The following is a 24,749-nucleotide window of genomic DNA, read 5'->3' as shown; positions in this document are numbered from 1 at the left end:
CGATGCGGAAAGGTAAGGGATGAAGGCGATCGTGGTGACGGACCAGGCCGCGGGAACGGCCGGGATGACGGTGGCGGAGCGGTCGCGACCGGAGGCGGCGGGCAACGACGTCCTCGTCGAGGTGCACGCGTCGGGGTTCACCCCGGGTGAGCTGACGTGGCCCTCGGCCTGGGCCGACCGGCTCGGCCGCGACCGGACGCCGTCGGTGCCCGGGCACGAGCTGGCCGGCGTGGTCAGCGCGCTCGGGTACGGCACGCGGGGGTTGTCGGTGGGACAGCGGGTGTTCGGCCTGACCGACTGGACCCGCGACGGCACGCTGGCGGAGTACGCGGCCGTCGAGGCGCGGAACCTCGCGCCGTTGCCAGGGGACGTCGACTTCACGGTCGGGGCGAGCCTGCCGATCTCGGGCCTGACCGCGTGGCAGGGGCTGTTCGTGCACGGCCGCGTCGAGGCGGGGCAGAGCGTCCTGGTGCACGGGGCGGCCGGCGGGGTCGGTTCGATGGTGGCGCAGCTCGCGCGCGAGGCGGGCGCGTACGTCATCGGCACCGGGCGCGCCGCCGACCGTGAGGCGGCGCTCGACTTCGGGGCGCGGGAGTTCGTCGACCTCGAGCACGACTCGCTGGAGGAGGTCGGCGGAGTGGACCTCGTCTTCGACGTCTTCGGCGGGGACATCCAGAAGCGCTCGGCGGACCTGGTCCGGGCCGGGGGAACGCTGGTGACGATCGCCGGTCCGCCGGAGGCGCGGCCCGCCGACGGCTGGGCGGTCGACTTCGTCGTCGAAGCCGACCGCGGTCAGCTGGGCGAGATCGTCCGGCGGGTTCGGGAGGGCAGGCTGAAGCCGAACATCGGCCGGGTTGCCGCCATCGACGACGCCGTCGCCGCCTTCAACCCGGCGGAGCGGGTCAAGGGCAAGACGATCATCCGCATTCGTCCGTAGCGGTCATCCAGGGCATACCCCGAGGTTCGTGCACAGCTCCACCCCGGTCCCCGGCACGCTCACCGGACGGCGAACGTGCCGGGAACCCGCCCCCGCGCTAGTTCGCGCAGACCGTCACCCAGCCATCGCTGGTCGGGAGCCGGTGGGCTACCCCGTTCACCGTGACCTCCCCGTAGACGCGCGTGCAGTGGGTGTTCGCGCCGGAGACGTAGATGCCGCCCGCGTAGGTCGAATACGTCCCCGAGTCGTACCAGCGGGTCTGCCAGTCCGCCCGCTGGAGGATGATCTCGGTGTGGTGGTCGCCCGCGAGGTTGTCGAAGGTCTTCGCGCACCAGGTGCCGCTGCCGGACCGGTCGAGCCAGAGCTGGACGTAGCCGGGCGTCCCGGACAGCTGCAGGGGCGGGAGCGCCGCGCCGTTGCACGTCGCGTACGGCCCGGCGTACCCGGGTGGGGCGTCGGCCGGGTCGGTCGCCGACGCGGTGGCCGCCCCGCCGAGCACCGCGGTCGCCACGATCCCGGAGACCGCGATCGCCGACGCGAGCCGTCGCTTCAGTCTGTTCATCGTCATGCTCCCCTTCCGTGCCGGCTGGGGCCGGCATCGCCGATGATCGTGTCCGGGCGTTCGTCAGGATTTCTGCAGGCGAGCTTGTAACGCCTGGTCGGCTACCCTGGGACGGGGACTTGCCGAGGGGGGACGGCCCGTGGGCACGGTGGTGCGGTTGCTGGGCCAGGTCGACGTGCTCGTGAACGGGCGTCCGATCGACCTCGGCACCCCGCGGCAGCGATGCGTCCTCGCGGTGCTGGCACTCGAAGCGGGTCAGGTGGTGCGCGCGGACCGGCTGATCGAGCGCGTCTGGGGCGCCGGCGCGACGTCGCGGACACGGACCACCCTGCACGGCTACATCTCGCGGTTGCGGGCAGCGCTGGCCGGCGCCGACGGAGTCGCCCTCGCCCGCCGCTCCGGCGGCTACGTCCTGGTGACCGAGCCCGAAGTGTCCACAGTGGACCTACTCCGGTGTCGCGAGCTGCGGGCGAGTGCCCGCGCCGACGAGGAGCGCGCGACGGCGCTGCTGACGGAAGCAGTGGGCCTGTGGCAGGGAGAAGCGCTGATCGGGCTCGCGGGCGACTGGGCCGAAGCCGAACGCGAGCAGCTGGAACGGGAACGGCTGGCCACGGCGCGGGATCTCGCCGATGCCCAGCTCCGGCTGGGGCTGGGGGAGGACGTCGTGGACGAGCTGGCGGCGCGCGCCGAGGCGCACCCGCTGGACGAACGCATCGCGGGCCAGTTCCTGCTGGCGCTGCACCAGGCCGGGCGGACCGCCGAGGCGCTGGACCACTACCGGCGGGTGCGTGCCCGCCTCGTCGAGGAGCTGGGCGCCGACCCCGGCGCCGCGCTGCAGGAGCTGCACCGCCGGCTCCTGACCGCCGGGGCCGGCAAGCCGGGCCCACCGCCGCGCTCGGCGGTGCCGCGTGAGCTCCGGGCCGCGCCCGCGTCGTTCGTGGGCCGCGCCGGCGATCTTCACCGGCTCGACGCCACGCTGGACGCCGCGACGGCCGGCGGAACGATGATGCTCGCCGTCGTCCGGGGCACCGGTGGGCTCGGCAAGACCTGGCTGGTCCTGCACTGGGCGCACCGCCGGGCCGACCGGTTCCCGGACGGCCAGCTCTTCGCCGACCTCGGCGGCTTCGGCGCCGGCGCGCCGATGACCCCGGCCGCGGCGCTCTTCGGCTTCCTCACCGCGCTCGGAGTCGAGCCGGCGTCGATTCCGCCGGACCCGCACGGCCGGTCGGCGTTGTTCCGCACCTTGACCGCGGGCAAGCGGCTGCTGGTGGTGCTCGACAACGCCGCCGGCACCGACCAGGTCGTGCCGCTGCTGCCCGGAGGTGCGTCCTGCGCCGTGGTCGTGACCAGCCGCAACGGGCTCGCGGGCCTCGTCGCGGCGCACGACGCCCGCAGCGTCGCGCTGGGTGTCCTCCCCGCGGCGGACGCCCGCGAGCTGCTGGCCGCCCGGCTCGGCGCCGCCCGGGTCGACGCCGAGCGCGAGGCGGTCGACGACCTGGTGGGCGTCTGCGGTGGCCTGCCGCTGGCGTTGAGCGTGCTCGCCGGCCGGGCCGGGACGCGGCTGTCCGTCCTGGCCGGGGAGCTGCGGGAGTCGGGCCTCGACGGCCTGGCCGACGACGACCCGGCCGCGAGCCTGTCCGCGGTGCTGTCCTCGTCGTACGACGCGCTGACCGAGGACCAGGCCACCGCGTTCGGCTTGCTGGCCCTCGCGCCGGGACCGGACGCCGCCCTGGCCACCGCGGCGAACCTGACCGGGCTGCCGCCGGCACGCGCCCGGGCCGTGCTGCGCGGCCTCGAGCAGATGTCGCTGCTCGAGCACGACCCGGACGGCCGCTACCGGATGCACGACCTGGTCCGCGCCTACGCGGCCGAAATCGCGCGGAAGCTGCCCGAGGACGTCCGGGACGCCGCGGTGCGCCGGGTTCTCGACTTCTGTGCCCACACCGCCTACCACGCCGGTCTGGTGCTGGACACGCATCGCGGCGTCGTCGACCTCCCGCCGCCCGAGCCCGGTCCGCACATCCTCGAGGTGCCCGATGCCGAGGCCGCCATGGTGTGGTTCGAAGCCGAGCGCGCCACCCTGCTCGCGGCCCAGGACGCCGCCGCGAGCCGGGACCGGCACGAGATCGTGTGGTGGCTGGCCCTGTCGGCCGACACGGCCCGCCAGCGGCGAGGCCACCGCCACGATCGTCTCGCGGGATGGCGGGCGGCGGTCCACGCGGCGACGTCGCTGCCGGGCCGGGCTCCGGCGCTCGTCGCCCGCCGGCACCTCGGGCGCGCGTGCGCCGCGTCGGGACTGCGCGAGGAGGCGGCCCGGCAGCTGCGGCAGGCCATCGGCCTCGCCGGAGACCACGACGACCGCTACGAACTGGGCCACGTCCACCAGGCACTCGCCCGGACGTTGGAGCGGCACGACGACGAGCTGGCGCTGACCCACGCCCACCGCGCGTTGCGCCTGTTCGAGGACCTCGGCCTGCCGGTGTGCACGGCCCACGGGCACAACGCGGTCGGCCGGCACGCCGCCCGGCTCGGTGACCACGACGCCGCGCGCGACCACTTCGACGCCGCCCTGACCCTGCATCGCGACCACGACAACGCGGCGGGGGAGGCCGACAGCCTCGACCGGCTCGCCCGCCTCGAACAGGACGCGGGCAACCACGACGAGGCCATCCACCTCCACCGCCGGGCGCTCACCCTCCGACGCGGTCTCGGCCACCTCCCGGCGTCCGCCGAAACGCTCGACCACCTCGGCGTTTCCCACGCAGCCCTCGGCCGGACCGGCGAAGCGCGCGAAGCGTGGCAGGAAGCCCTGGAGCTGTACCGGGGTCAGGGCCGGGTCGAAGAGGGCGAACGGGTCGAGCGTCAGCTCGGCCGGCTGGGCGCCGCCCGCGCCGGGCGTACTCGAGTTTCCGCTGTTCACCACAAGGGGGAGAAATGAAGAAGATCCTCACGCTCGCCGGCCTCGCGGTCGTCGCGGCGGTCCTGGCGGTCGCCCCGGCGGCCGCGGCACAGCCGGCCGGGCCGGTGTCCCGGCCCGACTGCATCGGGTGCTGGGAGTAGCCCGGCCGCGGCCGTCGAACACGTGAGACCCCGGCCGGGCCGCGTCACCAGCTGATCGGCAAGGTGATCGGCCCGCGCAGCGCCATGCCGGTCCTCCACTCGATCTCGTCGTCGGGCACCGCCGTCCGCAGTCCGGGGAACCGTGCCAGCACCGCCGTCAACGCCACCTGGATGTCCATGCGCGCCAGCTGGGCCCCGATGCAGTGGTGCGGCCCGTGGCCGAAGGCCAGGTGTCCCTTGGCGTTCCTGGTCACGTCCAGCCGGTCGGGATCGGGGAAGTGGCGCGGGTCGCGGTTGGCCGCGTGCTTGGCCAGCAGCACGGGTTCACCCGCGCGCACGGTGCCGCCGCTCAGCTCCACGTCCTCCAGCGCGTACCGGGGGAGGATGTCGGAGACCTCCTGCGCCGGGATCCAGCGCAGCAGTTCCTCGACGGCGCCGGGCATCAGCTCGGGCCGGGAGCGCAGCAGCTCCAGCTGGTCGGGGAACTGCAGCAGGGCGTAGACGGAGTTCGCGATCTGGCTCGCCGTGGAGTCGTACCCGGCGCCGAGCAGCATCACCGTCAGCTGCACGAGCTCGTCGGCGGTGAGCCGGTCGCCGTCCTCCTGCGCCACCACGAGTGCGCTGATCAGGTCGTCTTCCTGGCGTTCGCGACGCAGGTCGGCGAGTCCGGCCAGATAGCCGCCGAGCTCACCCAGCCGCGCCATCTTCTCGTCGTCGGTCAGCGCCGTGACGGACATGAACGCCGCGGCCAGCTCCTGGAAGTGGTCACGGTCTTCGTACGGAACGCCGAGCAGTTCGCAGACCATGAGGCCGGGCAACGGGACCGCCAGCGCCGTCAGCAGATCGACGGGCGGACCGGTCTTCTCCATCTCGTCCACCAGCTCGCCCGCCAGGCGTTCCGCGCCCGCGCGCAGCTGTTCGACGCGGCGCACGGTGAACGCGTGCGCCAGCAGCCGCCGCAGCCGGGTGTGGTCCGGCGGGTCGAGGTCGGTCAGGATCGCGCCCATCCGCTGCGGGCCCAGCCGCGGGGTGTCCCGCACGGCCGCCTGGGCGAGGCTGAACCTGGTGTCGCCGAGCGCGAGGCGGACGTCGTCGTACCGGGTGAGCAACCAGCCCTCCTCACCGTGGGGGAGCTTCACACGGGCCAGCGGTTCGTCGTCGCGCAACCGGCCGTATGCCGGGTCGATCTCCAGCCCGGCCACCGGACCGAACGGGTAGGAACGCACGTTCATGGCACCCTCCAGGACGGACCGTACCGCCTGGAGGGGCTCGACTCCATCCTCGCGGGCACGACGTCCCGCCGCACCGGAGTCGGTCCACTTAGGACAGTGGCTGGGCGACGCTTGGGTGTACCGGGGGCGGTCAGGGCGAAACGGAGTCCCGGTGCAGGGTGAGGTAGACGGCGCGGACGGCGAGGGTGCGTTCGATTTCGTCGATGAGGGGGGCGAAGAACTGCTTGCGGTGCTCGGTGTCGCTCATCGAGGTGACCGCGAAGTACATGCTGCCGAACCCGGCGAGCAGGGTGGCGTTGCGCAGCAGGGCGACCGGGACGCCGGGCAGCAGCGGGGAGATCGCCGGTTTCGCGCCGATCCACTGCTCGGCGGCGGCGGGGGTCACGATGATCACGCCGAGGAGGACGAAGAAGGCGAACAGGGCGAGCCCGATGACCGCGGCCTGGACCAGCTGGCGGGTGGCGAGCACCAGCAGCAGGTTGCGCTTCTGGCGTCCGCTGAGGCTGACCGCGCGGATGGGCCCGTCGAGGGTGACGGCGGACAGCGGCGTGCCGGCGCAGGCGGCGGTCAGCATGGGCGGGCTGAAGTCCTGTTCGACGCGGCCGATCTCCTCGCGCAGGCGGGCGGCCGCGGCGAGGACGGTGACGGCGCCGAAGAGGGCGACGACGAGGGCGAGGCGCCACCAGTCGAGCTGGTTCATCAGCTGCCAGAGCTCGCCGGTGAAGAAGAGGAACAGGGTGACGAAGAGTAGGACGGGCAGGGCGCGCCCGAGGACTTGGACGCTGTTGCGGAGATCGGTGACGGCTTGCCGGATGGCTTGGCGCAGGAGGGTGCCGAAGCCGTAGGTGGTGCCGAGGTAGGTGGCGGCGAAGGCGGCGGCGAAGAAGACGAGGAAGGCGAGAACGCCGAGCGCGCGGGCGCCGGGAAGGGTGATGGCGCCGTCGAAGGCGAGCTGCAGCAGCGGGACGGCGACCGGCATCGCGGCGTAGGTGGTGAGGACGGCGATGGTCGCGGCGCGCGAGAAGCGGGGGAGGCGCCGGACGAACAGCGAGATCGTGACCCAGGCGGCGATGGTCACGGCGATGACGACGCCGAGCAGGACCCACCGGCCGGAGCCGGCGGTTTTGAGCGGCACGAGCCAGGCGAGGCTGGCGAGCATGACGAAGGCGAGTGCGGGCAGCATCCGCGGCAGGATGTGTTCGGCGAAGCCGTAGCCGGCGATCATCGTCGGGGTCCCGCGTCGGAGGAACCAGCGTTCGGTCCGCTGGACCCGCGCCCGCGGTGATGATGTCGGCATGGACAGATGATCCCCGGTGGCGGCGGCGTTGGCCCGATCGGGTCAGGTCGTCGCCATCGACGGTGAGGACGAACACCGGCCGTGCGTTTCCCGGATCCGAAACGCAGCCGTCGGCTATCGTCTGACATCGAACGCCTTTCCCTGGACGGTTTCCTGATGCTGACTCGCTTTGCGGTAGTACTCAAGAGTCTCGACGAGTGATGGCTGACCACGTGGTGCGGCAGGCTCGACCCGCTGATCGCGACCGCGTCTGGTCCTTGGTGCGGGAGTTCGCCACGTCGTTCCGGCCGGAACGCGCTGCCTTCGACGCGTCGTTCGGCATCCTGCTCACCACGCCGGGAAGCCTCGTTCTGGTCGCGGACACGCCGGGGACGGACGTGGCGGGGTACCTGCTCGCCCACAACCACACCACGCTGTTCGCGAACGGGCCGGTGGCCTGGGTCGAAGAACTCATGGTCGACGAACGGGCCCGAGGCGCCGGCGTCGGTCGTGAACTCATGCAACGGGCGGAGGCATGGGCCGCCGAGGCCGGCGCCGCCTACCTCGCCCTCGCGACCCGGCGCGCCGGCGACTTCTACCGCGCCCTCGGCTACGACGACTCGGCGGTCTTCTTCAAGAAGCCTCTTTCCCGCCCTGAGTAACGGCTTCGTCAGCGGACCAGGCGGGCACCACAACTACCATCGTAGTCCGAAATACAGTATTTGCTGTTAGGGGTACTACTATTGTAGTATCGCGGCATGGTCAACCGCCGTCAGCAGCTTCTCGATGCCGCGATCGCCGTACTCGGCGGCTCCGGGATCCACGGGCTCACCCACCGGGCCGTGGACGCCGCCGCCGGGCTGGCGGCGGGTTCCACCTCCAACCACTTCCGCAGCCGGGACGTGCTGCTGGAGGCCGTCACCGAACGGATCATGGAGCGGGAGCGGGCCATCTGGGAGGAGATCGCCACGACCACCGCGCCCACCACTCCGGCCAAGCTGGCCGAGACGCTGGTCGAGGCGGCCCGCGAAGCGGCCGGCCGGCACCGGGACCTGACCGTGGCGCGGTACGCGATCCTCCTCGAGGCGGCGAACCACCCGCCACTGCGACAGAAGCTCACCGACGGCGGCGCCCGTGTCCTCGCCTGGTTCCTGAACTGGATGCGCATCGCCGGCTCCACCGACCCGGAACGCGAGGCCCCGCTCATCATGAACCACTTCACCGGCCTGGTGCTGCACCAGCTCGCCAACCCGGACCCCGAGTTCGGCCCGACGGCGGAGATCACCGAACTCGTCCCCCGCGTCATCCGACCGCCGGGAACGGAGGAACGGTCATGACCCGCAAAGCTTCTGCCGGACTGGGCCACGAGCGGGTCTGGCAGGTCATCGGCGACCAACGGCGAAGTCTCGCCGGCCTGCTCGACGAGCTGTCCGACGAGCAGTGGCAGCACCCGTCGCTGTGTGCCGGGTGGACGGTGAAAGACGTGGCCGCACACCTGACCCTGCAACAGCTCGGCCCGCGCGACGTGCTTGGCACGATGATGCACTGGCGCGGCACGATGGACCGCACGATCCAGCACGCCGCCCGCCGGCGCGCCACCTCCTGGACCACCGGCCGGCTCACGGCGGAGCTCCGCACCATGGCCGGCTCACGCCGGAAGACCCTGGGCGTCACCGAGCTGGAACCGCTCACCGACGTCATGGTGCACAGCCAGGACATCGCCCTGCCGCTGGGCTTCCGGCTGGACATGCCCCCGGACGCCGCAGCGGCCTCGGCGGGACGCACACTGGCCATGCGCTGGCCGCCGCCGTTGCCGACGGTGCGGATCGTGCGCGGGTTCGGGCTGGTCGCCACGGACGTGGACTGGTCGGCGGGCACCGGTCCGCGGGTGACCGGACCGATCAGCGCCTTGCTGCTGATCGCCACCGGCCGCACCGCGGCGCTGCCGCAGCTGTCCGGCGAGGGGGTCCCGCACCTCGCCGCCGCCCTTTCCTGAACCCCGGCGGTCGATCGCCAGGAGCCATCCGGGCGTCAGCGTGACCGCCGGCGAGCTTCTCGCGTTACGCGAAGTGGTGTTCGCACCAGCAAATAGCTCCGTGTCGTTTCGCCGTGTCCGGCCTTACCTTCGGACGGTGGCGAACGAACTGACCATTCCGCTCCTGCCCTGTCCCTCCATCGACGAGATCGCATCGTTCTACGAAATGCTCGGCTTCGAGATCACCTACCGGCAGACGCGGCCGAACCCGCACGTCGCGCTGCGACGGGAAGACCTCAACCTGCACTTCTTCGGCATGGACGACTACGACCCGGCGCAGTCGTACAGCACGTGCCTGGTCGTCGTGGCCGACACCGGCGAGCTGTTCGAGGCCTTCGCGGCGGGAATGCGGTCCGTGCACGGAAAACTGCTCGTCTCCGGCATCCCGCGCATGACCCGGCCGCGGCTGCGCAACGACCGGTACACCGGGTTCACCGTCGTCGATCCGGGCGGCAACTGGATCCGGATCCACCAGGCCGCCCAGGAACCCGAGGCGCGGACCAAGCTCGCCAAAGCCATGGAGAACGCCGCGAGGCAGGCGGACGCCCGCGGCGACGAACGCCAGGGGCTGAAGATCCTGGAAGGCGCGTTGAAGCGGGCGACCGGCGACGAACCGGAGTTGCAGGCGGTGCGGGAGTACCGCGACGAGCTCGTCGAACGGATCAAGTGGTCCGAGCCGCGTCCAGGCGCTTGAGCGCGGCCCCGACCGCTTCGAGCCCGATCGTGCGCGTGCTCAGCTCTTCGGCGTGCGCGGCCGGAGGAACTCCTCCAGGTTGGCCCGGGCGACCTGCTTGAGGAACTGCCCGCGGTAGGAGGCGTCACCGGAGTCGTGCATCGTGTCGGTCATCGCGACCGCGGCTGCCTGGCGGTCCCAGACGTGGGTCAGGCAGGTGTCCGAGTAGCTCTCCAGCAGACTCGGATCGTCCTTCTCGACCTGGTGGACGACCGCGCGGGCGAGGACCTCGGCGTCGTGCAGCGCGAGGCTCATCCCCTCCGCGCTCATCGGGGAAATCAGGTGCGCCGCGTCCCCGAGGAGGTGGAGCCTGCCGTAGCCCATGGGGCTGAACACCACACCGCGCAGCGGCACGACCTGCTTGACGGTGATCGGCCCCTTCCGCACGGGTGCGCCGAACCGTGCTCCCAGTTCGCTCCAGATGCGGTCGTCCGGCCAGTCGTCGACGGTGTCGGTGACCGCGCACTGCAGGTAGACGCGGCTCGCGTCCGGTCCGCGGGTGATCTGTGCGGCGAAACCCCGGGAGTGCACCGCCATCACGGCCGGCGGGTCGGCCGGCACGGCCGTCATGACGGTCAGCCAGGCGTACCCGAACTCGTGGGTGTGGCAGGTGAGGAAGCCGTCGGGGATGGCCGTCCTGCTGACGCCCTGGTAGCCGTCGCTGCCGGCGACGAAGTCGCAGCCGATCACCCTGGCCGTGCCCGCGGCGTCCCGGTAGCGGACCTGGGGGTTCCCGGTGTCGAGGTCGTCCAGCGAAATGTCCCCGGCTTCGAAACGGAGGTCACCGCCGTCGCGGAGGAATGTCCTGATGAGATTGCGGACGAGGATCTGCTGGGGGATGAAAGCCCCTTCGGCGTCCTCGTAGTCGTCCATTTTCCATTCGCGCTTCTCGCCGTCGATGAACAGCGGCATCGCGGCGTCGGAGGAATCGTGGCCGGGTCCTTCGACGACCTCTCCTGCCCCCCATTCGTGCAGCATGCGCACCCCGCGGGCGTCGAGAGAGCCGGCCCGTTGCCGGTGCTCGACGTATTCGCGACTGTGTTTTTCCAAGATGACGCAACCGATTCCGCTGCGCAGGAGGAAGGTGCCGAGCGCGAGCCCGGCGACCCCGCCGCCCACGACGACCACGGTGGTGTTCTCGTCTGCCTGTGTCATTGTTTTCCCCGTGAAGAATGATCGTCGACGCGTGAAACTGTCGATCTCCACTGTGGACGTGCGGACGATTGCGGTCTACCGATAACCGGACGTTCGATGACGGAAACCCGCCAACCTGGTCCTACCGGCCTCGCTCGCGCAGATCGGCTTGGTAGCGCCCGGGGGTCTGCCCGATGACGGCGGTGAACGCTTCGATGAAGGTCGACGGGTTCGACCACCCGCAGGTGATCGCCGTGTCGGTGACGGACACACCCTCGGTGAGCCGGATCAGGGCGTGGTGGATGCGCAGGATGGTGCGCCAGCGGTGAAAGCTCATGTCGAGGTCGGTGTGGAACAGGCGGCTGAGGGTGCGTTCGCTCGCCCCGACGGCCCGCCCCAGCTCGGCCAGGGTCGTGTTCCGGCCGGGATCGGCGTGCAGGAGATCGGTGACGGCGCGCAGCCGGTCGTCGCGAGGCTCGGGCAGGTGCAGCGACTGCTCGGGAATCTCGCCGAGTTCGTCGACCACCACCGCCCGCAGCCGGCGGTCGGCGTCGGCGGATTTCGCCCGGCGACCCGTCAGCGCCAGAATGCCCTCCCGCAGCAGCGGCGACACCGCGAACACGCACGGGTATGCCACGAGGTCGTCGCACTCGCCGGACGGGACGGCGACGATGCGGGCGTCGGTCCGGCCGTAGAAACGGTGCGAGTGCTCGAAACCCGGCGGCGTCCACGTGACCCGGTCGGCGGGAGCCACCCACGTCCCGTACTCGGTCGTGGTGGCGAAGGCTCCGGCCGCCGCGTACACCAGCTGCCCATCGGGGTGGGAGTGGCTTTCCAGGTGATAGCCGTGCGGGAGCCAGCCTCCGCCCTGCGGTGTCGTCCCGGACGGGACGGAGTGGTGGCGGGTTTCCTGCATCGGGTGTCAACCGGCCTCGAGCACCGCGAGGTCGCGCACCGCGTAACGGTGGTGCTCGGCTTCTTCCTTCAGCACGACCTTGAGGCAGCGGCGCACGACGTACTCCTGCTCGGGATACGGGTCGGCGGGCTTGCGGCCGCACACCCGGTCGAGCTCGGCCGTGGTGAGCCCGTCGACGACGCGTCGCATCGCGGCCATGCGGGCGAGCCGCGGCGCGAGCACCTCGTCGAGTGTCGGGGTGGCTTCGAGGGTGAGGCCGAGCTTCGCTGCCTCTTCGGGCGGGGTCCCGCCGGCGGGGAAGCCCAGCGGGTGGTAGGGCGCGTCCTCCTCGAGCACGGAGTTGCCGAGCCAGGCGTCGCAGGCGAACAGCAGATGCCGTTGTGTCTCGACGAAGGACCACTCGCCGTCGACCCGCTCGTGGAGTTTGGCTTCGGGCAACAGCCTCGCCCGGTCGAGCGTCGCGCTCCACTGGGTCTCGATGGCGTCCAGGGCGGCCCGGTAGTCCTCGGGGGACGCCGCATCCCGTGCCAGCGCCCGTGCGGGGTGCCGGCGGTCGAGCTCGGCCTCGACGTAGGCGGTCACGTCGACGTCGTTGACGACGAGGCGCTCGAAGGCGCCACCCAGGTAGACGTCGCTGCCGTAGCAGTCGACGATCTTCAGGCCGGTCACTTCGCAATCGCGGATCTCGAGGCCGGTGAGGTCGCACAGGTGGATACGGGCACCGCGGAACTGCTCGCTCTGGACGTATTCGGAAGCCATCGAGGCAGTCTCGCGGACTTGTCCCGCACGCGCTACGTCGATCATCGAGCGTGCCGCACATCGCGTGTGAGCCCGTCCAGAAGAGCGACGAGGCCGTGCTCGAACTGGACCGTGAGCGGGTCCGCTGCCGCGATGTCGCTGGGTCGGTCGGTCCCTGACTGTTGCTGATAGAGAGCCGCCAGGCGCGGGAACTGCCCGGTGGCGAGCTGCTGCTGCCCGTAGGTGAGGGCGTCGGCGACCAGCCGGGGATTGTGCTCGGCCTGGGCCATGCGGGTGCGCGTCTCGATGGTGTGCAGGGCGCTGCCGAACACGTAGTCGTCCACGATCCCCCAGAGCGACAGCTTCGCCGCGGGGTCCAGCTCGAGCCGGTCGAGCGCGGCCAGCGACTGCTCGATGTGGCGCATGGCGTTCGGGCCGAACTGGGCGTCGTCGAGCGACGCGATGGACCACGGGTGGGCGAGCAGGACGTCACGGGTGCGCCGGGCGATGACGGTGACGGCGTCGCGCCAGTCCGCGGGCAGTTCGTCGTCGGGGATGAGGAGGTCGGCGAGGATCGAGTCCTGCATCAGTGCGACCAGGTCGGCCTTGGTGCGGATGTAGTAGTAGAGGCTCATCGTGCCCGCCCCGAGCTCGGCGGCGACGCGCTTCATCGTGACGGCCCCGAAGCCTTCGGCGTCCGCGACCCGCACCGCGGCGGCGGTGATCTGCTCGCGGGTGAACCGCGGCCGGCGCTCGTGGGGCTGCGGTCGCAGCCAGATCAAGTCGCTGCCGTCCGTCTTCGCCATTTTTCCTGTCCTCGCCTTGTTCGTGCGTGATACGATTATGCTGTTCGTACGTGATACGAACAAGCGATCACCAGGAGGACTTCATGTCGGCATCGATCACCGAACGGCTCCACGGGCACCTGCACCAGCTGCCGGGGATGCCCCCGCACTCCGAAGCGGACCGCCGGAACCGGCACCACCACGGCGGGCACCACCGGTCGCTGTCCACCCCGAACGGGCAGCACGCCCGACCGCCGCGGGTCCTGGTGGCGTGGCAGAACTGGATCGGCGGACTGTTCGCGCGGCGGGGTGATCAGCGGTGAAAGCGGCGGTCCTGCACGAGTTCGGGGCCGTGCCGCGGTACGAGGACTTCCCCGATCCGGTCGCGGGCGAAGGCGAGGTCGTGGTGGAGGTGGACGCCGTCGCGGTGGAGAACGTCGACAAGGCCGTCGCGGCGGGTACCCACTTCGCCGCTCGCCATTTCCTCCCCGAGCTTCCCGCGGTGGTCGCGTTCGACGGGATCGGCACCCTGCCCGACGGCACCCTGGTCGGGTTCAGCCAGCCGCGCCCGCCCTTCGGCGCGCTGGCCGAGCGCACCGTTGTCCCGGTAGGGAACACGACCCCGGCGCCCGAGGGGATCGACCCGGCCGTCGCGGTCGTGATCTCCTCCGCCGTGACCGGCTTCGCGATCAGGACCGCGGCCGGTTTCACCCCTGGCGAGACCGTCCTGGTCCAGGGCGCGACCGGCGTCGCGGGACGGCTTGCGGTGCAGGTCGCCCGGCTGCTCGGCGCGGGACGCGTCGTGGCGACCGGCCGCGACGACGACGCGCTGGCCGAGGTCATCGGCCTGGGTGCGGACGCGGTGATCAACACCGCGGTGGCCGACGACGAGCTCACGGACGCCTTCGCAGCTGAAGCCGGCGACGGCTACGACGTGGTGCTCGACTTCCTGTGGGGGCGCCCGACGGAACTGTTGCTCAAGGCGCTGGTGCCGAGCCGGATCGGCCGGCCGAAAGCCACTCGCCTCGTCCAGGCCGGGGAGTTGGCCGGAGCCCGGATCGCGCTCTCCGCCGACAGTGTCCGTACCTCGGGGGTAGAGGTCTACGGCGTCGGCAAGGGCCTGGACGGACAGGCCGTGGCCGATGCGTACGGCCAGATCGTGCGGTGGACGCGCGAGGGGGAACTCGTCGTCGGGATCGAGCGCGTCCCGCTCGGCGACATCGAGACAGCCTGGCAACGAACCGACCTGCGCGGCAGGAGGCTCGTCGTCACCGGATGAGACCGGGGCGATCGCCCGGGCCTACCGTCACCGCGTTCCCGCTGAGCTGGATGCGGCCACCGTGTCGAGCAGCTCGGTGGCCGTCGCGCAGGCCTCGTCGGTGATGATGTGGTCGGTGCCCGGGTCGATGCGCAGGTCCACCTCCGCTCCCGCCCGCCGCAGCTGCGCGGCCGTCTCCTCGACGCGGTGCCGGGGGACCCACGGGTCGTCCTCGATGCTCCGCAGCACCACGGGAACTCCGCGCAGGGACCGGTCGTCCGGCGCCGGCGGCGTCGTGCCGAGGTAGCCGCCGGTGAACAGGACGAGTCCGGCCACCGGCCGCGGGGCGCTCAGCACCAGGTGCGACAGCAGGCAGGCGCCCTGGGAAAAGCCCCACAGCGCAATACGTTCACTGCCGAAACCGGCCTCGGCGAGCCGGTCGAGGCACGCTTCCAGCACCCGCACCGACCGGTCCAGCGCCGGCTGGTTGCGCTCGACCGGCTCCAGGAACGACAGCGGGTACCACGTGTTGCCCTCGGCTTCCGGCGCGAAGAACCGCGCTGACGTCGTGCCGAGCCGCTCAGCCGTCGCCTGCATGAAGGCCGGGTCCTGGCCGCGGCCGTGCACGGCGAGAACGGCCAGCGCCGCCCGATCCGCCGGAGCGCCCCACTCGGTGAGCGAGGGGGTCACGGCGCTTCCTGGAGATCGAGGAACACCCACCGCGCGCCGGGTGCCAGGCCGCTGAGCAGCTTTCCGCAGTTCTGCAGCACGACCGGGCTGGACGTGATGTGCTGGGTGCCGGCGTGCAGGTCGCGGAAGAACCGTTGCAGGACACCGTGGCGCAGGGCCGCCGTCGCCGCCCACTTGTAGACGGTCTGGCCCACGGCGTGCACCGACCACGTGGTGTTGTTGAGCATCAGCCGCGTCAGCGTCTCCTGGTCGGTGTCCAGCGGTTCGCCGCGGTCCAGGGTGGCTTCGTTGTCCGCCCAGACCTCCGTCGCCCACGCCTGCGCCGCGCGCAGTTTCGCCTCGGCCTGGGCGTACTCGGCGTAGAACTGCTGCGTGTCGACCGACGCGCCCCGGCTGCCGGTCTTCTTGGCCACCAGCACCTTCATCTCGTCGAGCATCCGGCGGCCGACGCCGAGCGCCCAGCCCGTGTGGCAGACGCCGGCCATGTTCGCCAGTCCCATGCGGTAGATCGCGCCGCCGTGCCGGACGTCGGTGGTCGCGATGCCGTAGACGTGGCTCTCCGGCACGAAAACGTCCTCGCACACGTAGTCGTGGCTGCTGGTCGCCCGCAGGCCCATGACGTCCCAGTTGTCGATCACGGTGGCCTGTTCCTTGGGCAGCGTGAAGACCAGTGCCTCGCCGGTTTCCTCGCAGAGCGCGGCGGTGTGGATGTGGGTCGCCATCGAGATCCCGGACGCGAAGTGCCAGTGCCCGCTGATGCGGTAGCCGCCGTCGGTGCGCACGGCGGTGCCGAGCTTGGTGCCCTGGCCCGCGATGAGCGTGTGGTCGCCGTGGCCGGCGTCCGGGTACAGGTCCGCGACGGCCTCCGGGCCGAGGTAGGCGGCCGTCGTGCCGGTGACCATCTGCACGGCCATGAAGGCCCAGCCCACCGAAGCGTCCGCGGAGGACAGTTTGGCGATCGTGTCGATCACCTGGCGTGGTGAGAACTCGTAGCCGCCGAGTTCGCGGGGGATGCCGACCTTGAACGCGCCGGTCCCGGTCAGGGCCTTCGCGGTCTCGTCGGGGACGCGGCCGAGTGTCTCGCCCTGGTCGGCGGTTTCCTCGATGAGCGGCGTGATCGCGTCGAGCCGCGCCACGACCGCGTCGAATTCGTCGCTGACGTGCAGGTGGTTCATGACGTCCCTCCTCGGGTGCTCAGCGTGGCCAGGATCCAGTCGATGACGGGCTTCACGGTCTCGTCCGAGTTCGCCTCGAAGATCAGCCCGTGCCCGTTGCCGGTGACGCCGAAGTCCGGCAGGTGCAGCTGCTGGGCGTGGGCGCCGGCGGTGGTCAGGAACTCCACGACCCGCGGGGCGAACCCGGCGAACGCCGACGCCCCGCCGGTCACCACCGCGACCGGCTTGCCCGCCAGCGCCGGGATGCGCCGCCCGCCGACCTCGGCCGGGTCGCCGGCCGGCGGGTCGTAGGTGATCTCGGCGCTGGTGAGTCCCCAGGTCAGCGTGCCGAGCCCGGGGAACCGCGCGAACGGGGGACCCATCGGCTCGATCGCCGCGATGGCCGCGACCTGGTCCGGCCGCGCGTCGGCGGTCAGCCAGCCGACCGGACCGCCGGCCGAATGGGTCACCAGCACGGCCTCGCCCACGAGGTCGAGCAGCCTGCCCAGGCGGTCCGCGTCGAGGCGCTGCGACTCGGCCAGGTCGGCGGGCAGCGGTCCCATCGGGCAGAGGAGCTGGTCGACGTGCTCGGGCCCGTACGTCCACTGCGTCTGCGCGTCGCGCGCCTCCTCGGGCAGGAAGAGTGCCTGCGCCGCCTCGTACGGGAACGGCGCGCCCATCGGGCCGACGACGTCGGGGTGGTACGGCGAGCGTCCGTGCCCACAGCGGTCGACGACGTAGACCGCGAAGCCCGCCTCGACGAACCGGGTCGCCCACCCCGGCCTGCCGTCGGGGGTGCCGGTCCAGTCGGTGCCCTGACCGCCGCCCCCGTGCACGAGCACGAGCGGGACGGGATGGGCGTCGCCCGGCGGCGCTTCCCACTGCACGAACAGCGGCGCCCGCTGCACCGTCCCGTGTTCCGTGCGCACCCGCTCGCCGGGTATCCAGAACTGTCCACGCCGGACGGTGATCTCGTGCCCGCCGGCGACGTGCGGTGCCGTCATGGCCGCCGCCCTCAGATGTCGATCGGTTCCAGCCGGCCCAGGATTTCGTCGCGGCGGTGCTCGAACTGTTCCGGCAGCTGGAAGCGCGTCCCGAGCTCGTGCGGGGACTCGTCGCAGGTCCAGCCGCCGTCGGCGTGGGTGACGGCGAGCTCGAACAGCGCGCCGCTCGGCGTCCGCACGTAGACGCTCTTGAAGTACTTGCGGTCCTTGAGCTCGGAGATGTCGGTGTAGCCGCGTCCTTCGATCGAGAACTTCAGCGCGTCCTGGTTCTCCAGGGTGTCGGCGTTCCACGCGAAGTGGTGGTAGGTGCCGGCGCCGTAGCCCCAGGTGCCCTGGTCGTCGGTGCGGTTGACGGTGATCTCGAGGTGGTTGCCGTGCTTGGCGTCGCCGATCCGCAGCCCGATGACGTCGCCCTCCTCGGCGAGGCCGTCCTGGGCGAAGAACGACTCGCCGGCGAACTCCACCATGCGGTCGGGCGTGGCCATGTGCACCCCGATGCCGTGGATGCCGTGGATCGCGTGCTCCGGCGGCACCCCGTGGCCCGGGTGGCCCTCACGCTCGTCGCCGCTGTTCCCGACGAACAGGTATTCGATGCCCGACGGGTGCCGGAACGCGAGCCGGCGCTTGCCGAACCGTTCGACGTCGGTGACCTCGACGTCGTGGTCGGTCAGCCGGCCGTGCCAGAAGTCCAGCGAGTGATCCGGGACCGACAGCAGGACCTCGCGGGCCTGGTTGGTGCCGCGCTTGCCGAAGAACCCGGCCTGCGCCCACGGGAAGGTCGTGACGACGCTCGACGGGTCGCCCGCGGCGTTGGAGTAGTACAGGTGGTAGATCGGCAGGGAGCCGTCGAACAGGACGGTGCGCTTGATGAAGCGCATCCCGAGGATCTTGACGTGGAAGTCGACGTCTTCCTGGGCGTCGGCCACGGAGAGCGTCACGTGGTGCGAACCTTGCACGTAGGTCATGGGTGGCTCCTCCACACTGAGATGTCCGCCGAGGCGAACTGTAGGAACGCGGCCGGCCGGCGTGTGGCGCGAGAGCGCACGGCGATGTCGAACCAGCGCACTGGTCCGCGGCGGGGCCCCTGGGTACCGTGGGCGGACCGACCGTGGAGATGACGATGACGTCATTCACATCGCTACCAGCGCAGTTCACCGGCGTGGCGCCGCGACCGATCACGCTCACGTCGTGGGCGGACGCCGTCCGGCGCAGCGTGCTGACTTTCGAGTTCGACTGCGACCGGCCGGAGCAGTTCACCGGCCGGGTCCGCGACCGGCACCTGCACGGCGTCAGCTTCGTCGACATGGCCTCCGGACGGCACGCGGCCTACCGCGACCACCGCACGATCCGCGCCGCCGACGCCGGGTTCTACGTGCTCACCCTGCAGCTCGCCGGCGAGATCCGCATCGCGCAGGACGGCCGCGTCGCGCTTTTGAAACCCGGCCTGTTCGCCTTGTACGACTCGGGCAAACCGGCCACGCTGACCGTCGGCGACGGCTACCGCTCCACCTGCATCCGGTTCCCCAAGACCGCGATCACGCCCCGCCAGGACGATCCGCTGGCCGAGATCACGGCGACGCCGTTCGCGTGCGCGCCGGGTCTTACCGACACGGTGTGGAGCACGGTGCTCAGCGTCAACCGCAACCTCGAGGCGCTCGGCCCGCACGGGCCCACGGCCATCCGGTCGCTGATGACCCTCGTCGGCACGATGCTGCGCGGCGAACTCGGCAACCACATCCCCGCGCGGCCTCGGCAGGAGGACCTGCTCGAACGCATCCTCGCCCACATCGACGCCCACCTCGCCGAAGCGGACCTCGACCCGAGCGGGATCGCGGCCGCGCACTTCGTCTCACCCCGGGCGCTGCACACCCTGTTCGAGCGAACCGGCACGACGGTGTCCCGCCACATCCGCGAGCGCAGGCTCGAACGCTGCCGCCTCGACCTGGCCGACCCGGCACTGGCACACGTACCGGCGTCCGCCATCGGCGCGCGGTGGGGGTTTCCCGGAGCGTCGCATTTTGGCCAGGTTTTCAAGCGGGAGACGGGCCCGGCGCCCGCCGAGTTCCGTCGGCAGATGCTGGCGGCTCAGCCGAGTTCGGACCGGTAGGCCACCGTCTCGGCGGGCCCGGGTCTGTCGCTCGTTCGCCGGCACCGTCCGGGTCGGTACGAAGCCCACGCCGGACGCCGTTGATCACCCTCATCGCGCTGCCGCTGCTCACCGCCTGCTCATCTGACCGCGACGGCTACCCGCCCAACGCGACGTGGAAGATCCGCTCGTCGCTGTTGTCCGGGATGCTGTCCTTGTCGCCGTTGTTGGTCGTGGTCAGCCACAGGCCGCCGTCCGGAGCGGGTTCGACCGTGCGCAACCGGCCGTAGGTGCCGTTGAAGTACGCCTGGACGTTCGTCAGGTCGCTGCCGCTGATCACCTCGCGGTACATCCGGGTGCCGCGTTCGCAGGCGACGTAGAGCACGTCGCGGACGATGGCGATGCCCGAGCAGGAGCCGTCCGCTGTCGAGTACGTCCGCTTCGGGGCGATGAAGCCCGCGGTGCCGCACGTCCCGGAGGTGCCTTCGCACGCCGGCCAGCCGTAGTTGCCGCCCTTGGTGATCAGGTTGGTCTCGTCCATCACCGCGTTGCCGAACTCCTGCTCCCACAACCGGCCCTGGGAGTCGAACGCCAGCCCCTGCGGGTTGCGGTGGCCGTAGCTCCACACCGCGTTGCCGAACGGGTTGTCCGACGGCACGGTGCCGTCCGGGTTGAGCCGCAGGACCTTGCCGTTGAGGCTGGCCTTGTTCTGCGCGTTGTCGCCGTTCTGCGCGTCGCCGGTGCTGGCGTACAGCTTGCCGTCGGGGCCGAAGCGCAGCCGGCCGCCGTTGTGGAACTTGTTGCGCAGCAACCCGCTGAGCAGGACCTGCTCGGTGCCGAGCCGGTCGTTCTCCAGCTTGATCCGCACGATCCGGTTGTCGGTCGGCGACGTGTGCATGACGTAGAGCCAGTGATCGCCGGAGAACCCGGCCGAGACGGCCAGGCCGAGCAGCCCGCCTTCACCGTCGGTGTTGTCCACGCCGGGGACCGTGCCCACCGACGTCTTCGCCCCGGTGGCCGGGTTCAGGTGGACGATGTCGTGCGCGTCGCGCCTGCTGTAGAGGATCGTGCCGTCCGGCAGGGTCACCAGGCCCCACGGGATGTCGGTGTCGGTGGCGATCTGCGTCACCGCGCACACGGAGTCGCCGCAGGCCGCGCCGGTGGTCACGGTCGTGGCCGCGCTCGGCGCCGACACGTTCGCCTGGGCGTCCCGCGCGACGACGTAGTACGAGTAAGCCGTGTTCGCCGCCAGCCCGCTGTCGACGAAGGTGGTCGCGGGCGGCGCGGTGGCCGTCCCGGTGACCGCGCCGACCTTGGCCCCGCCGCGGTAGACGTCGTAGGCGCGGACGCCGATGTTGTCGGTGGCCGCGGTCCAGTTCAGCGTCACCGTCGTGCCGGACGCGCTGCCGGCGAGGTTCGCCGGCGCGCTCGGCGCCTGGGTGTCCGGCTGGCACTGCGGCGGCGTGACCGGCACCGTGGCGCTGGCCTGTGAGACGTTGCCCGCGGCGTCCCGCGCGTTGACGTACAGGCCCCAGGTCACGCCCCCGACCACGGTGAGGCTGGTGGAAAGCGTGGTCACCGACTTCATCAGCTGGCCGTCGTGGTAGACGTCGTAGAACGCGACCCCCACGTTGTCGGTGGCGGCGTCCCACGAGAACGTCACGGCGTCGCAGACCAGGTCGCTCACCCGGGGGTTGCCCGGCACGCCCGGCGGCTGGGTGTCACCGAGGGCGGTCCGCCACTTCTGGTTGCCGCCGCCGTTACAGGTGTACAACCCGACCAGGGTGCTGTTCGCGGTGCCCGCGCCGGTGACGTCCAGGCAGAGGCCGGACTGGACACCGGTGATGGTGCCGTCGGCGTTGATCCGCCACTTCTGGTTGGCGCCGCCGTTACACGGGTAGATCTGCGCGTCGGCCGGGGAGGTGGTGCTCGCGCCGGCGACGTCGAGGCACATCGCGCCGTCGTACACCCGCAGCTCACCGGCCGCCGTGAACGTCCAGGCCTGGTTGGCCTGCCCGACGCAGTCGTAGATGTTGACGCGCGTCTTCGCCGCGGTGCCGGCGCCGACGACGTCCAGGCACCGCCCGGAAGCCACGCCGACCACGGTCGAGCCGGTGGCGGCGGTCGCGGGCGCGACCACTACTGCAGCGGCGGCGATCACCGCGGTCAGGACACCGAGGCGCAGCCGGCGGCGGACGTTCGAAGGGACCATGCTCCTACCTTTCGCAGGCCCGCGGCCGGCCGTCAAGACTTGTCCGGCTGCTTGTCCGCTCAGTGAGTGTCTCCCGTTGTACGGTGTGTCATATATCAGATTAGATCTGGGAGGCCTGGTGGAACTCACCCGTCGTCAGGCTCTGGCGATCAGCGCGGCCGGCGTGGCCGCGGCGGGACTGCCGGCGTCCGGAGTCGCCGCGGCGGCCGGCACCGGCCCGGTGACCGAAACGCTGCTCCTCACCGGCAGCGACGCCGACCACACCGTCGACTGGGACTTCCAGGTCACGGCCGGCCGGCGCGCGGGGGAGTGGGCCACGATCCCGACACCGTCCAACTGGGAATGCCACGGCTTCGGCAGCTACCACTACGGCGGCGATCTCGTCCCGGCGGAGAAGGGCGACTACCGGCACTCGTTCACCCCGCCGGCGTCCTGGGCCGGCCGCCGGATCTTCCTGGTGTTCGAGGCCGCCATGACCGACGCCGACGTGCGGGTCAACGGCGTCTCGGCCGGACCGGTGCACCAGGGCGGCTTCTACCGCTTCCGCCACGACGTCACGGCCCTGCTGCGCCTCGGTGAGCCGAACCTGCTCGAAGCGACCGTCAGCAAGGAATCGGCCGACAACTCCGTGAACGACGCCGAGCGCCGCGGCGACTTCTGGAACTTCGGCGGGATCTTCCGGCCGGTGTCGCTGGTGGCGTACCCGGCCGCCCGGATCGACCGCGTCGCGCTCGACGCCCGTGCCGACGGGACGTTCGCCGCCCAGGTCACGCTCGCCGGTGTGACCGCGGCGGCCCGGCTGACCGCGCAGCTGCGCCGCCTCGACGGAACTCCTGTCGGCAGCGCGTTCTCGGTCGCCGTGGCGAGTGGCGCGACCAGCGCGACCCTGACGACCACCGCGGTCCAGCCTCCTTTGTGGACGGCCGAGACGCCGAACCTCCACCAGGTCGAGCTGACGCTCGCGAGTTCCGCCGGTGTGCCGTGGCACAGCACCGTCGAGCGCTTCGGGTTCCGCACGGTCGAGGTCCGGACCGGCGACGGCGTCTACGTCAACGGGAAGCGGATCGTCCTCAAAGGAGCGAACCGGCACACCTTCTGGCCGACGCTCGGCCGGGCGTCGAGCCCGCGGCTGGCCCGGCTGGACATCGGGCTGATGAAGGACATGAACATGAACGCCGTCCGGATGTCGCACTACCCGCCGGACGCGTACTTCCTCGACCTCTGCGACGAGCTCGGGCTCTACGTCCTGGACGAGCTGACCGGCTGGCAGCGCCGCTACGACGAAGGCGTCGGCGCCCCGCTGGTCAAGGCCCTGGTGGAGCGCGACGTCAACCACCCGTCGATCCTGTTCTGGGACAACGGGAACGAGGGCGGCTGGAACACCGCGCTGGACGACGACTTCGCGCAGTACGACCCGCAGCGGCGGGCGGTGCTGCACCCGTGGACGACGTTCAGCGGCGTCGACACCAGTCACTACCAGACCTACAGCAGTACCGCGAGCAAGGCCGCCGGCACCACGATCTTCATGCCGACCGAGTTCCTGCACGGGCTCTACGACGGCGGCGCCGGAGCTGGGTTGAACGACTACTGGAAGCTCATGGGCGGCGCCCAGCGCTCGGCGGGTGGGTTCATCTGGGCGCTCGTCGACGAAAGCGTCGTGCGCGACGACCGCGACGGCGCCCTCGACACCAACGGCAGCCGCGCTCCCGACGGTATCCTCGGCCCATACCGCGAGAAGGAAGCGAGTTACTTCACGATCAAGGACATCTGGTCACCGGTCCAGCTGGCCAGTCCGTCCTACTACGACTCGATTTTCCCGGCGTCGTTCGACAAGACCGTGAAGCTGGTCAACCGGTACGACTTCACGAACCTCCGGACGTGCCGGTTCACCTGGCAGCTGCTGGCTTTCCCCGCACCCGGCGCGGGAACCGGCCACCAGGTCCTGTCCCAAGGCCAGGCCGGCGCGCCGGACGTCGCCCCGGGCGCCACCGGCGCGGTGACGCTCGGCCTGCCCGCCGACTGGACCGCCGCCGACGCGCTGCGGCTGAGCGTCACCGACCCGACGGGCCGGGAGATCACCGGCTGGACGTGGCGGGTCCGCAAGGCAGCAGACTTCGCGGCGCGCCTGGTCAAGCCGGCGACCACGGGCAGCGTCACCGCGACCGAGACGGCCACCGACGTGACGCTCGTCGCCGGAACCACCCGGGTCACCATCGGCAAGGCCGACGGACGGCTGACCGGCGTGCGCCGCGGCAGTACGCCGGTATCGCTGGCCAACGGCCCCGCGCCGGCCGGCGGGGCGGCGACGCTCACCGCGTTCAGCCACTTCCGCGACGGCACCGGCTGGGTCGTGCAGTGCGACTACAGCGGCGACCTGACGTCGGTGCGCTGGCGCCTGGACGCCAACGGCTGGCTGCGGCTGGAGTACCGCTACCACGCCACCGGCGACCACGACCACCTCGGCGTGAACTTCGACTACCCGGAGGGACGCGTCCGGGGCCTGACGTGGCTCGGCGACGGGCCGTACCGCGTCTACAAGAACCGGCTGCGCGGGGTGGCTCCCGACGTCTGGAGCAAGCCGTACAACGACACCGCGACCGGGGCGAGCGGGTTCGCGTACCCGGAGTTCAAGGGCTACCACGCGCGGACCTGCTGGGCGGTGCTGGACACGACCGAGGGCGCGGTCACGGTGGTCGCGGCGGAGGAGGGCCTGTTCCTGCGGCTGTTCACCCCGGCGGTGGGCCCGGACCCGCAGAACGCGGTGGTCAGCTACCCGGCGGGCACCCTCTCGCTGCTGGACGGGATCGCGCCGATCGGCAACAAGTTCCACGGAGTCGCGTCGCTGGGCCCGGAGAGCCGCCCGAACACCGGAACGGGCGACTACCACCGCACGGTGTTCCTCCGTTTCGACGGGTGAAATCCTTGCGGGAAACGCCC

23 protein-coding genes are annotated in these 24,749 nt (G+C 71.5%); 11 read left to right on the top strand and 12 right to left on the bottom strand.

The genetic code is table 11. The features are described 5' to 3' along the window. The first annotated feature begins 19 nt into the window (after positions 1–19). Positions 20–937, top strand: coding sequence for an NADP-dependent oxidoreductase (locus tag ACZ7PG_RS30745; RefSeq protein ID WP_470242617.1), 918 nt, complete (start codon positions 20–22; stop codon positions 935–937). Between the two features lie 97 nt (positions 938–1,034). Here ACZ7PG_RS30745 and ACZ7PG_RS30740 read toward each other — a convergent pair whose 3' ends face one another. Further along, positions 1,035–1,499 (bottom strand): hypothetical protein, encoded by a 465-nt coding sequence (locus ACZ7PG_RS30740; protein ID WP_470242616.1) that lies wholly within the window; start codon positions 1,497–1,499, stop codon positions 1,035–1,037. A gap of 139 nt (positions 1,500–1,638) precedes the next feature. Here ACZ7PG_RS30740 and ACZ7PG_RS30735 point away from each other — a divergent pair, with 139 nt between their 5' ends. Continuing rightward, positions 1,639–4,437: an AfsR/SARP family transcriptional regulator gene (locus tag ACZ7PG_RS30735; protein WP_470242615.1), complete on the top strand. Its 2,799-nt coding sequence runs from the start codon at positions 1,639–1,641 to the stop codon at positions 4,435–4,437. After that, positions 4,434–4,559: a hypothetical protein gene (locus ACZ7PG_RS30730; protein WP_470242614.1), complete on the top strand. Its 126-nt coding sequence runs from the start codon at positions 4,434–4,436 to the stop codon at positions 4,557–4,559. Before ACZ7PG_RS30735 ends, ACZ7PG_RS30730 begins: the two co-directional genes overlap by 4 nt. A 44-nt stretch (positions 4,560–4,603) precedes the next feature. On the opposite strand, the gene ACZ7PG_RS30725 is transcribed toward ACZ7PG_RS30730, so the two are convergent. Together ACZ7PG_RS30725 and ACZ7PG_RS30720 are read right to left on the bottom strand one after the other, a co-directional pair. Continuing rightward, positions 4,604–5,791, bottom strand: a complete 1,188-nt coding sequence (locus ACZ7PG_RS30725) for a cytochrome P450 (protein WP_470242613.1) — start codon at positions 5,789–5,791, stop codon at positions 4,604–4,606. A 130-nt stretch (positions 5,792–5,921) separates the two neighbouring features. Further along, positions 5,922–7,088: a hypothetical protein gene (locus ACZ7PG_RS30720; protein WP_470242612.1), complete on the bottom strand. Its 1,167-nt coding sequence runs from the start codon at positions 7,086–7,088 to the stop codon at positions 5,922–5,924. A gap of 200 nt (positions 7,089–7,288) precedes the next feature. Here ACZ7PG_RS30720 and ACZ7PG_RS30715 point away from each other — a divergent pair, with 200 nt between their 5' ends. From ACZ7PG_RS30715 to ACZ7PG_RS30700, 4 genes are all read left to right on the top strand, one after another. Further along, positions 7,289–7,729 carry a GNAT family N-acetyltransferase gene (locus ACZ7PG_RS30715; protein ID WP_470242611.1) on the top strand — a complete coding sequence of 147 codons (441 nt, stop codon included), beginning with the start codon at positions 7,289–7,291 and terminating at the stop codon, positions 7,727–7,729. A 96-nt stretch (positions 7,730–7,825) separates the two neighbouring features. After that, positions 7,826–8,404 (top strand): TetR/AcrR family transcriptional regulator, encoded by a 579-nt coding sequence (locus ACZ7PG_RS30710; protein WP_470242610.1) that lies wholly within the window; start codon positions 7,826–7,828, stop codon positions 8,402–8,404. Further along, entirely contained in the window at positions 8,401–9,063 is a 663-nt protein-coding gene (locus ACZ7PG_RS30705) for a maleylpyruvate isomerase family mycothiol-dependent enzyme (protein ID WP_470242609.1), read from the top strand. Before ACZ7PG_RS30710 ends, ACZ7PG_RS30705 begins: the two co-directional genes overlap by 4 nt. Positions 9,064–9,199: 136 nt before the next feature. Next, positions 9,200–9,796: a VOC family protein gene (locus ACZ7PG_RS30700; RefSeq protein ID WP_470242608.1), complete on the top strand. Its 597-nt coding sequence runs from the start codon at positions 9,200–9,202 to the stop codon at positions 9,794–9,796. 39 nt (positions 9,797–9,835) lie between these two features. On the opposite strand, the gene ACZ7PG_RS30695 is transcribed toward ACZ7PG_RS30700, so the two are convergent. The 4 genes from ACZ7PG_RS30695 to ACZ7PG_RS30680 form a co-directional block, all read right to left on the bottom strand. Then, positions 9,836–10,990, bottom strand: a complete 1,155-nt coding sequence (locus tag ACZ7PG_RS30695; protein ID WP_470242607.1) for a 4-hydroxybenzoate 3-monooxygenase — start codon at positions 10,988–10,990, stop codon at positions 9,836–9,838. Between the two features lie 121 nt (positions 10,991–11,111). Continuing rightward, positions 11,112–11,885: a helix-turn-helix domain-containing protein gene (locus tag ACZ7PG_RS30690; protein WP_470242606.1), complete on the bottom strand. Its 774-nt coding sequence runs from the start codon at positions 11,883–11,885 to the stop codon at positions 11,112–11,114. A 6-nt stretch (positions 11,886–11,891) separates the two neighbouring features. Continuing rightward, a complete protein-coding gene (locus ACZ7PG_RS30685) occupies positions 11,892–12,644 on the bottom strand; it encodes a DinB family protein (RefSeq protein ID WP_470242605.1) in 753 nt (250 codons plus the stop codon). Positions 12,645–12,685: 41 nt separating this feature from the next. Continuing rightward, positions 12,686–13,429: a TetR/AcrR family transcriptional regulator gene (locus tag ACZ7PG_RS30680; protein WP_470242604.1), complete on the bottom strand. Its 744-nt coding sequence runs from the start codon at positions 13,427–13,429 to the stop codon at positions 12,686–12,688. Positions 13,430–13,512: 83 nt separating this feature from the next. Here ACZ7PG_RS30680 and ACZ7PG_RS30675 point away from each other — a divergent pair, with 83 nt between their 5' ends. Beyond that, positions 13,513–13,731: a hypothetical protein gene (locus ACZ7PG_RS30675; protein WP_470242603.1), complete on the top strand. Its 219-nt coding sequence runs from the start codon at positions 13,513–13,515 to the stop codon at positions 13,729–13,731. Then, positions 13,728–14,687: a zinc-binding dehydrogenase gene (locus ACZ7PG_RS30670; protein WP_470242602.1), complete on the top strand. Its 960-nt coding sequence runs from the start codon at positions 13,728–13,730 to the stop codon at positions 14,685–14,687. Before ACZ7PG_RS30675 ends, ACZ7PG_RS30670 begins: the two co-directional genes overlap by 4 nt. Positions 14,688–14,714: 27 nt before the next feature. Here ACZ7PG_RS30670 and ACZ7PG_RS30665 read toward each other — a convergent pair whose 3' ends face one another. From ACZ7PG_RS30665 to ACZ7PG_RS30650, 4 genes are read right to left on the bottom strand one after another with little or no spacing between them, the layout of a single operon-like run. Further along, positions 14,715–15,356, bottom strand: coding sequence for an alpha/beta hydrolase (locus ACZ7PG_RS30665; RefSeq protein WP_470242601.1), 642 nt, complete (start codon positions 15,354–15,356; stop codon positions 14,715–14,717). Beyond that, complete coding sequence (locus ACZ7PG_RS30660; protein WP_470242600.1) at positions 15,353–16,531, bottom strand: acyl-CoA dehydrogenase family protein; 1,179 nt, start codon at positions 16,529–16,531, stop codon at positions 15,353–15,355. The genes ACZ7PG_RS30665 and ACZ7PG_RS30660 overlap by 4 nt, the downstream gene beginning before the upstream one ends. Continuing rightward, positions 16,528–17,514, bottom strand: a complete 987-nt coding sequence (locus tag ACZ7PG_RS30655; RefSeq protein WP_470242599.1) for an alpha/beta fold hydrolase — start codon at positions 17,512–17,514, stop codon at positions 16,528–16,530. Before ACZ7PG_RS30655 ends, ACZ7PG_RS30660 begins: the two co-directional genes overlap by 4 nt. An 11-nt stretch (positions 17,515–17,525) precedes the next feature. Beyond that, the gene (locus tag ACZ7PG_RS30650) at positions 17,526–18,479 is read right to left on the bottom strand and encodes a VOC family protein (protein ID WP_470242598.1); all 954 of its coding nucleotides are present in this window, start codon (positions 18,477–18,479) and stop codon (positions 17,526–17,528) included. A 155-nt stretch (positions 18,480–18,634) separates the two neighbouring features. Between ACZ7PG_RS30650 and ACZ7PG_RS30645 the strand changes: the two genes are divergently transcribed. Beyond that, positions 18,635–19,621 carry an AraC-like ligand-binding domain-containing protein gene (locus ACZ7PG_RS30645; RefSeq protein WP_470242597.1) on the top strand — a complete coding sequence of 329 codons (987 nt, stop codon included), beginning with the start codon at positions 18,635–18,637 and terminating at the stop codon, positions 19,619–19,621. A gap of 136 nt (positions 19,622–19,757) precedes the next feature. Here the strand turns inward: ACZ7PG_RS30645 and ACZ7PG_RS30640 are convergent, their stop codons facing one another. Further along, positions 19,758–21,812, bottom strand: a complete 2,055-nt coding sequence (locus ACZ7PG_RS30640; RefSeq protein WP_470242596.1) for a PQQ-dependent sugar dehydrogenase — start codon at positions 21,810–21,812, stop codon at positions 19,758–19,760. 118 nt (positions 21,813–21,930) lie between these two features. Here ACZ7PG_RS30640 and ACZ7PG_RS30635 point away from each other — a divergent pair, with 118 nt between their 5' ends. Continuing rightward, positions 21,931–24,729: a glycoside hydrolase family 2 protein gene (locus ACZ7PG_RS30635; protein ID WP_470242595.1), complete on the top strand. Its 2,799-nt coding sequence runs from the start codon at positions 21,931–21,933 to the stop codon at positions 24,727–24,729. The last annotated feature ends 20 nt before the right edge of the window (positions 24,730–24,749 follow it).

This window comes from Amycolatopsis sp. NPDC114504 (assembly GCF_055633595.1).
Note: the sequence above shows the minus strand (reverse complement) of the source record. Positions and strands in the feature narration are given on the sequence as shown.

Coding starts and splice junctions, on each gene's coding strand:
- ACZ7PG_RS30640 (WP_470242596.1), bottom strand. CDS start 21,812: ATGGTCCCTTCGAACGTCCGCCGCCGGCTGCGCCTCGGTGTCCTGACC.
- ACZ7PG_RS30660 (WP_470242600.1), bottom strand. CDS start 16,531: ATGAACCACCTGCACGTCAGCGACGAATTCGACGCGGTCGTGGCGCGG.
- ACZ7PG_RS30695 (WP_470242607.1), bottom strand. CDS start 10,990: ATGACACAGGCAGACGAGAACACCACCGTGGTCGTCGTGGGCGGCGGG.
- ACZ7PG_RS30685 (WP_470242605.1), bottom strand. CDS start 12,644: ATGGCTTCCGAATACGTCCAGAGCGAGCAGTTCCGCGGTGCCCGTATC.
- ACZ7PG_RS30655 (WP_470242599.1), bottom strand. CDS start 17,514: ATGACGGCACCGCACGTCGCCGGCGGGCACGAGATCACCGTCCGGCGT.
- ACZ7PG_RS30720 (WP_470242612.1), bottom strand. CDS start 7,088: ATGCCGACATCATCACCGCGGGCGCGGGTCCAGCGGACCGAACGCTGG.
- ACZ7PG_RS30690 (WP_470242606.1), bottom strand. CDS start 11,885: ATGCAGGAAACCCGCCACCACTCCGTCCCGTCCGGGACGACACCGCAG.
- ACZ7PG_RS30745 (WP_470242617.1), top strand. CDS start 20: ATGAAGGCGATCGTGGTGACGGACCAGGCCGCGGGAACGGCCGGGATG.
- ACZ7PG_RS30710 (WP_470242610.1), top strand. CDS start 7,826: ATGGTCAACCGCCGTCAGCAGCTTCTCGATGCCGCGATCGCCGTACTC.
- ACZ7PG_RS30650 (WP_470242598.1), bottom strand. CDS start 18,479: ATGACCTACGTGCAAGGTTCGCACCACGTGACGCTCTCCGTGGCCGAC.
- ACZ7PG_RS30740 (WP_470242616.1), bottom strand. CDS start 1,499: ATGAACAGACTGAAGCGACGGCTCGCGTCGGCGATCGCGGTCTCCGGG.
- ACZ7PG_RS30725 (WP_470242613.1), bottom strand. CDS start 5,791: ATGAACGTGCGTTCCTACCCGTTCGGTCCGGTGGCCGGGCTGGAGATC.
- ACZ7PG_RS30705 (WP_470242609.1), top strand. CDS start 8,401: ATGACCCGCAAAGCTTCTGCCGGACTGGGCCACGAGCGGGTCTGGCAG.
- ACZ7PG_RS30645 (WP_470242597.1), top strand. CDS start 18,635: ATGACGTCATTCACATCGCTACCAGCGCAGTTCACCGGCGTGGCGCCG.
- ACZ7PG_RS30680 (WP_470242604.1), bottom strand. CDS start 13,429: ATGGCGAAGACGGACGGCAGCGACTTGATCTGGCTGCGACCGCAGCCC.
- ACZ7PG_RS30715 (WP_470242611.1), top strand. CDS start 7,289: ATGGCTGACCACGTGGTGCGGCAGGCTCGACCCGCTGATCGCGACCGC.
- ACZ7PG_RS30675 (WP_470242603.1), top strand. CDS start 13,513: ATGTCGGCATCGATCACCGAACGGCTCCACGGGCACCTGCACCAGCTG.
- ACZ7PG_RS30730 (WP_470242614.1), top strand. CDS start 4,434: ATGAAGAAGATCCTCACGCTCGCCGGCCTCGCGGTCGTCGCGGCGGTC.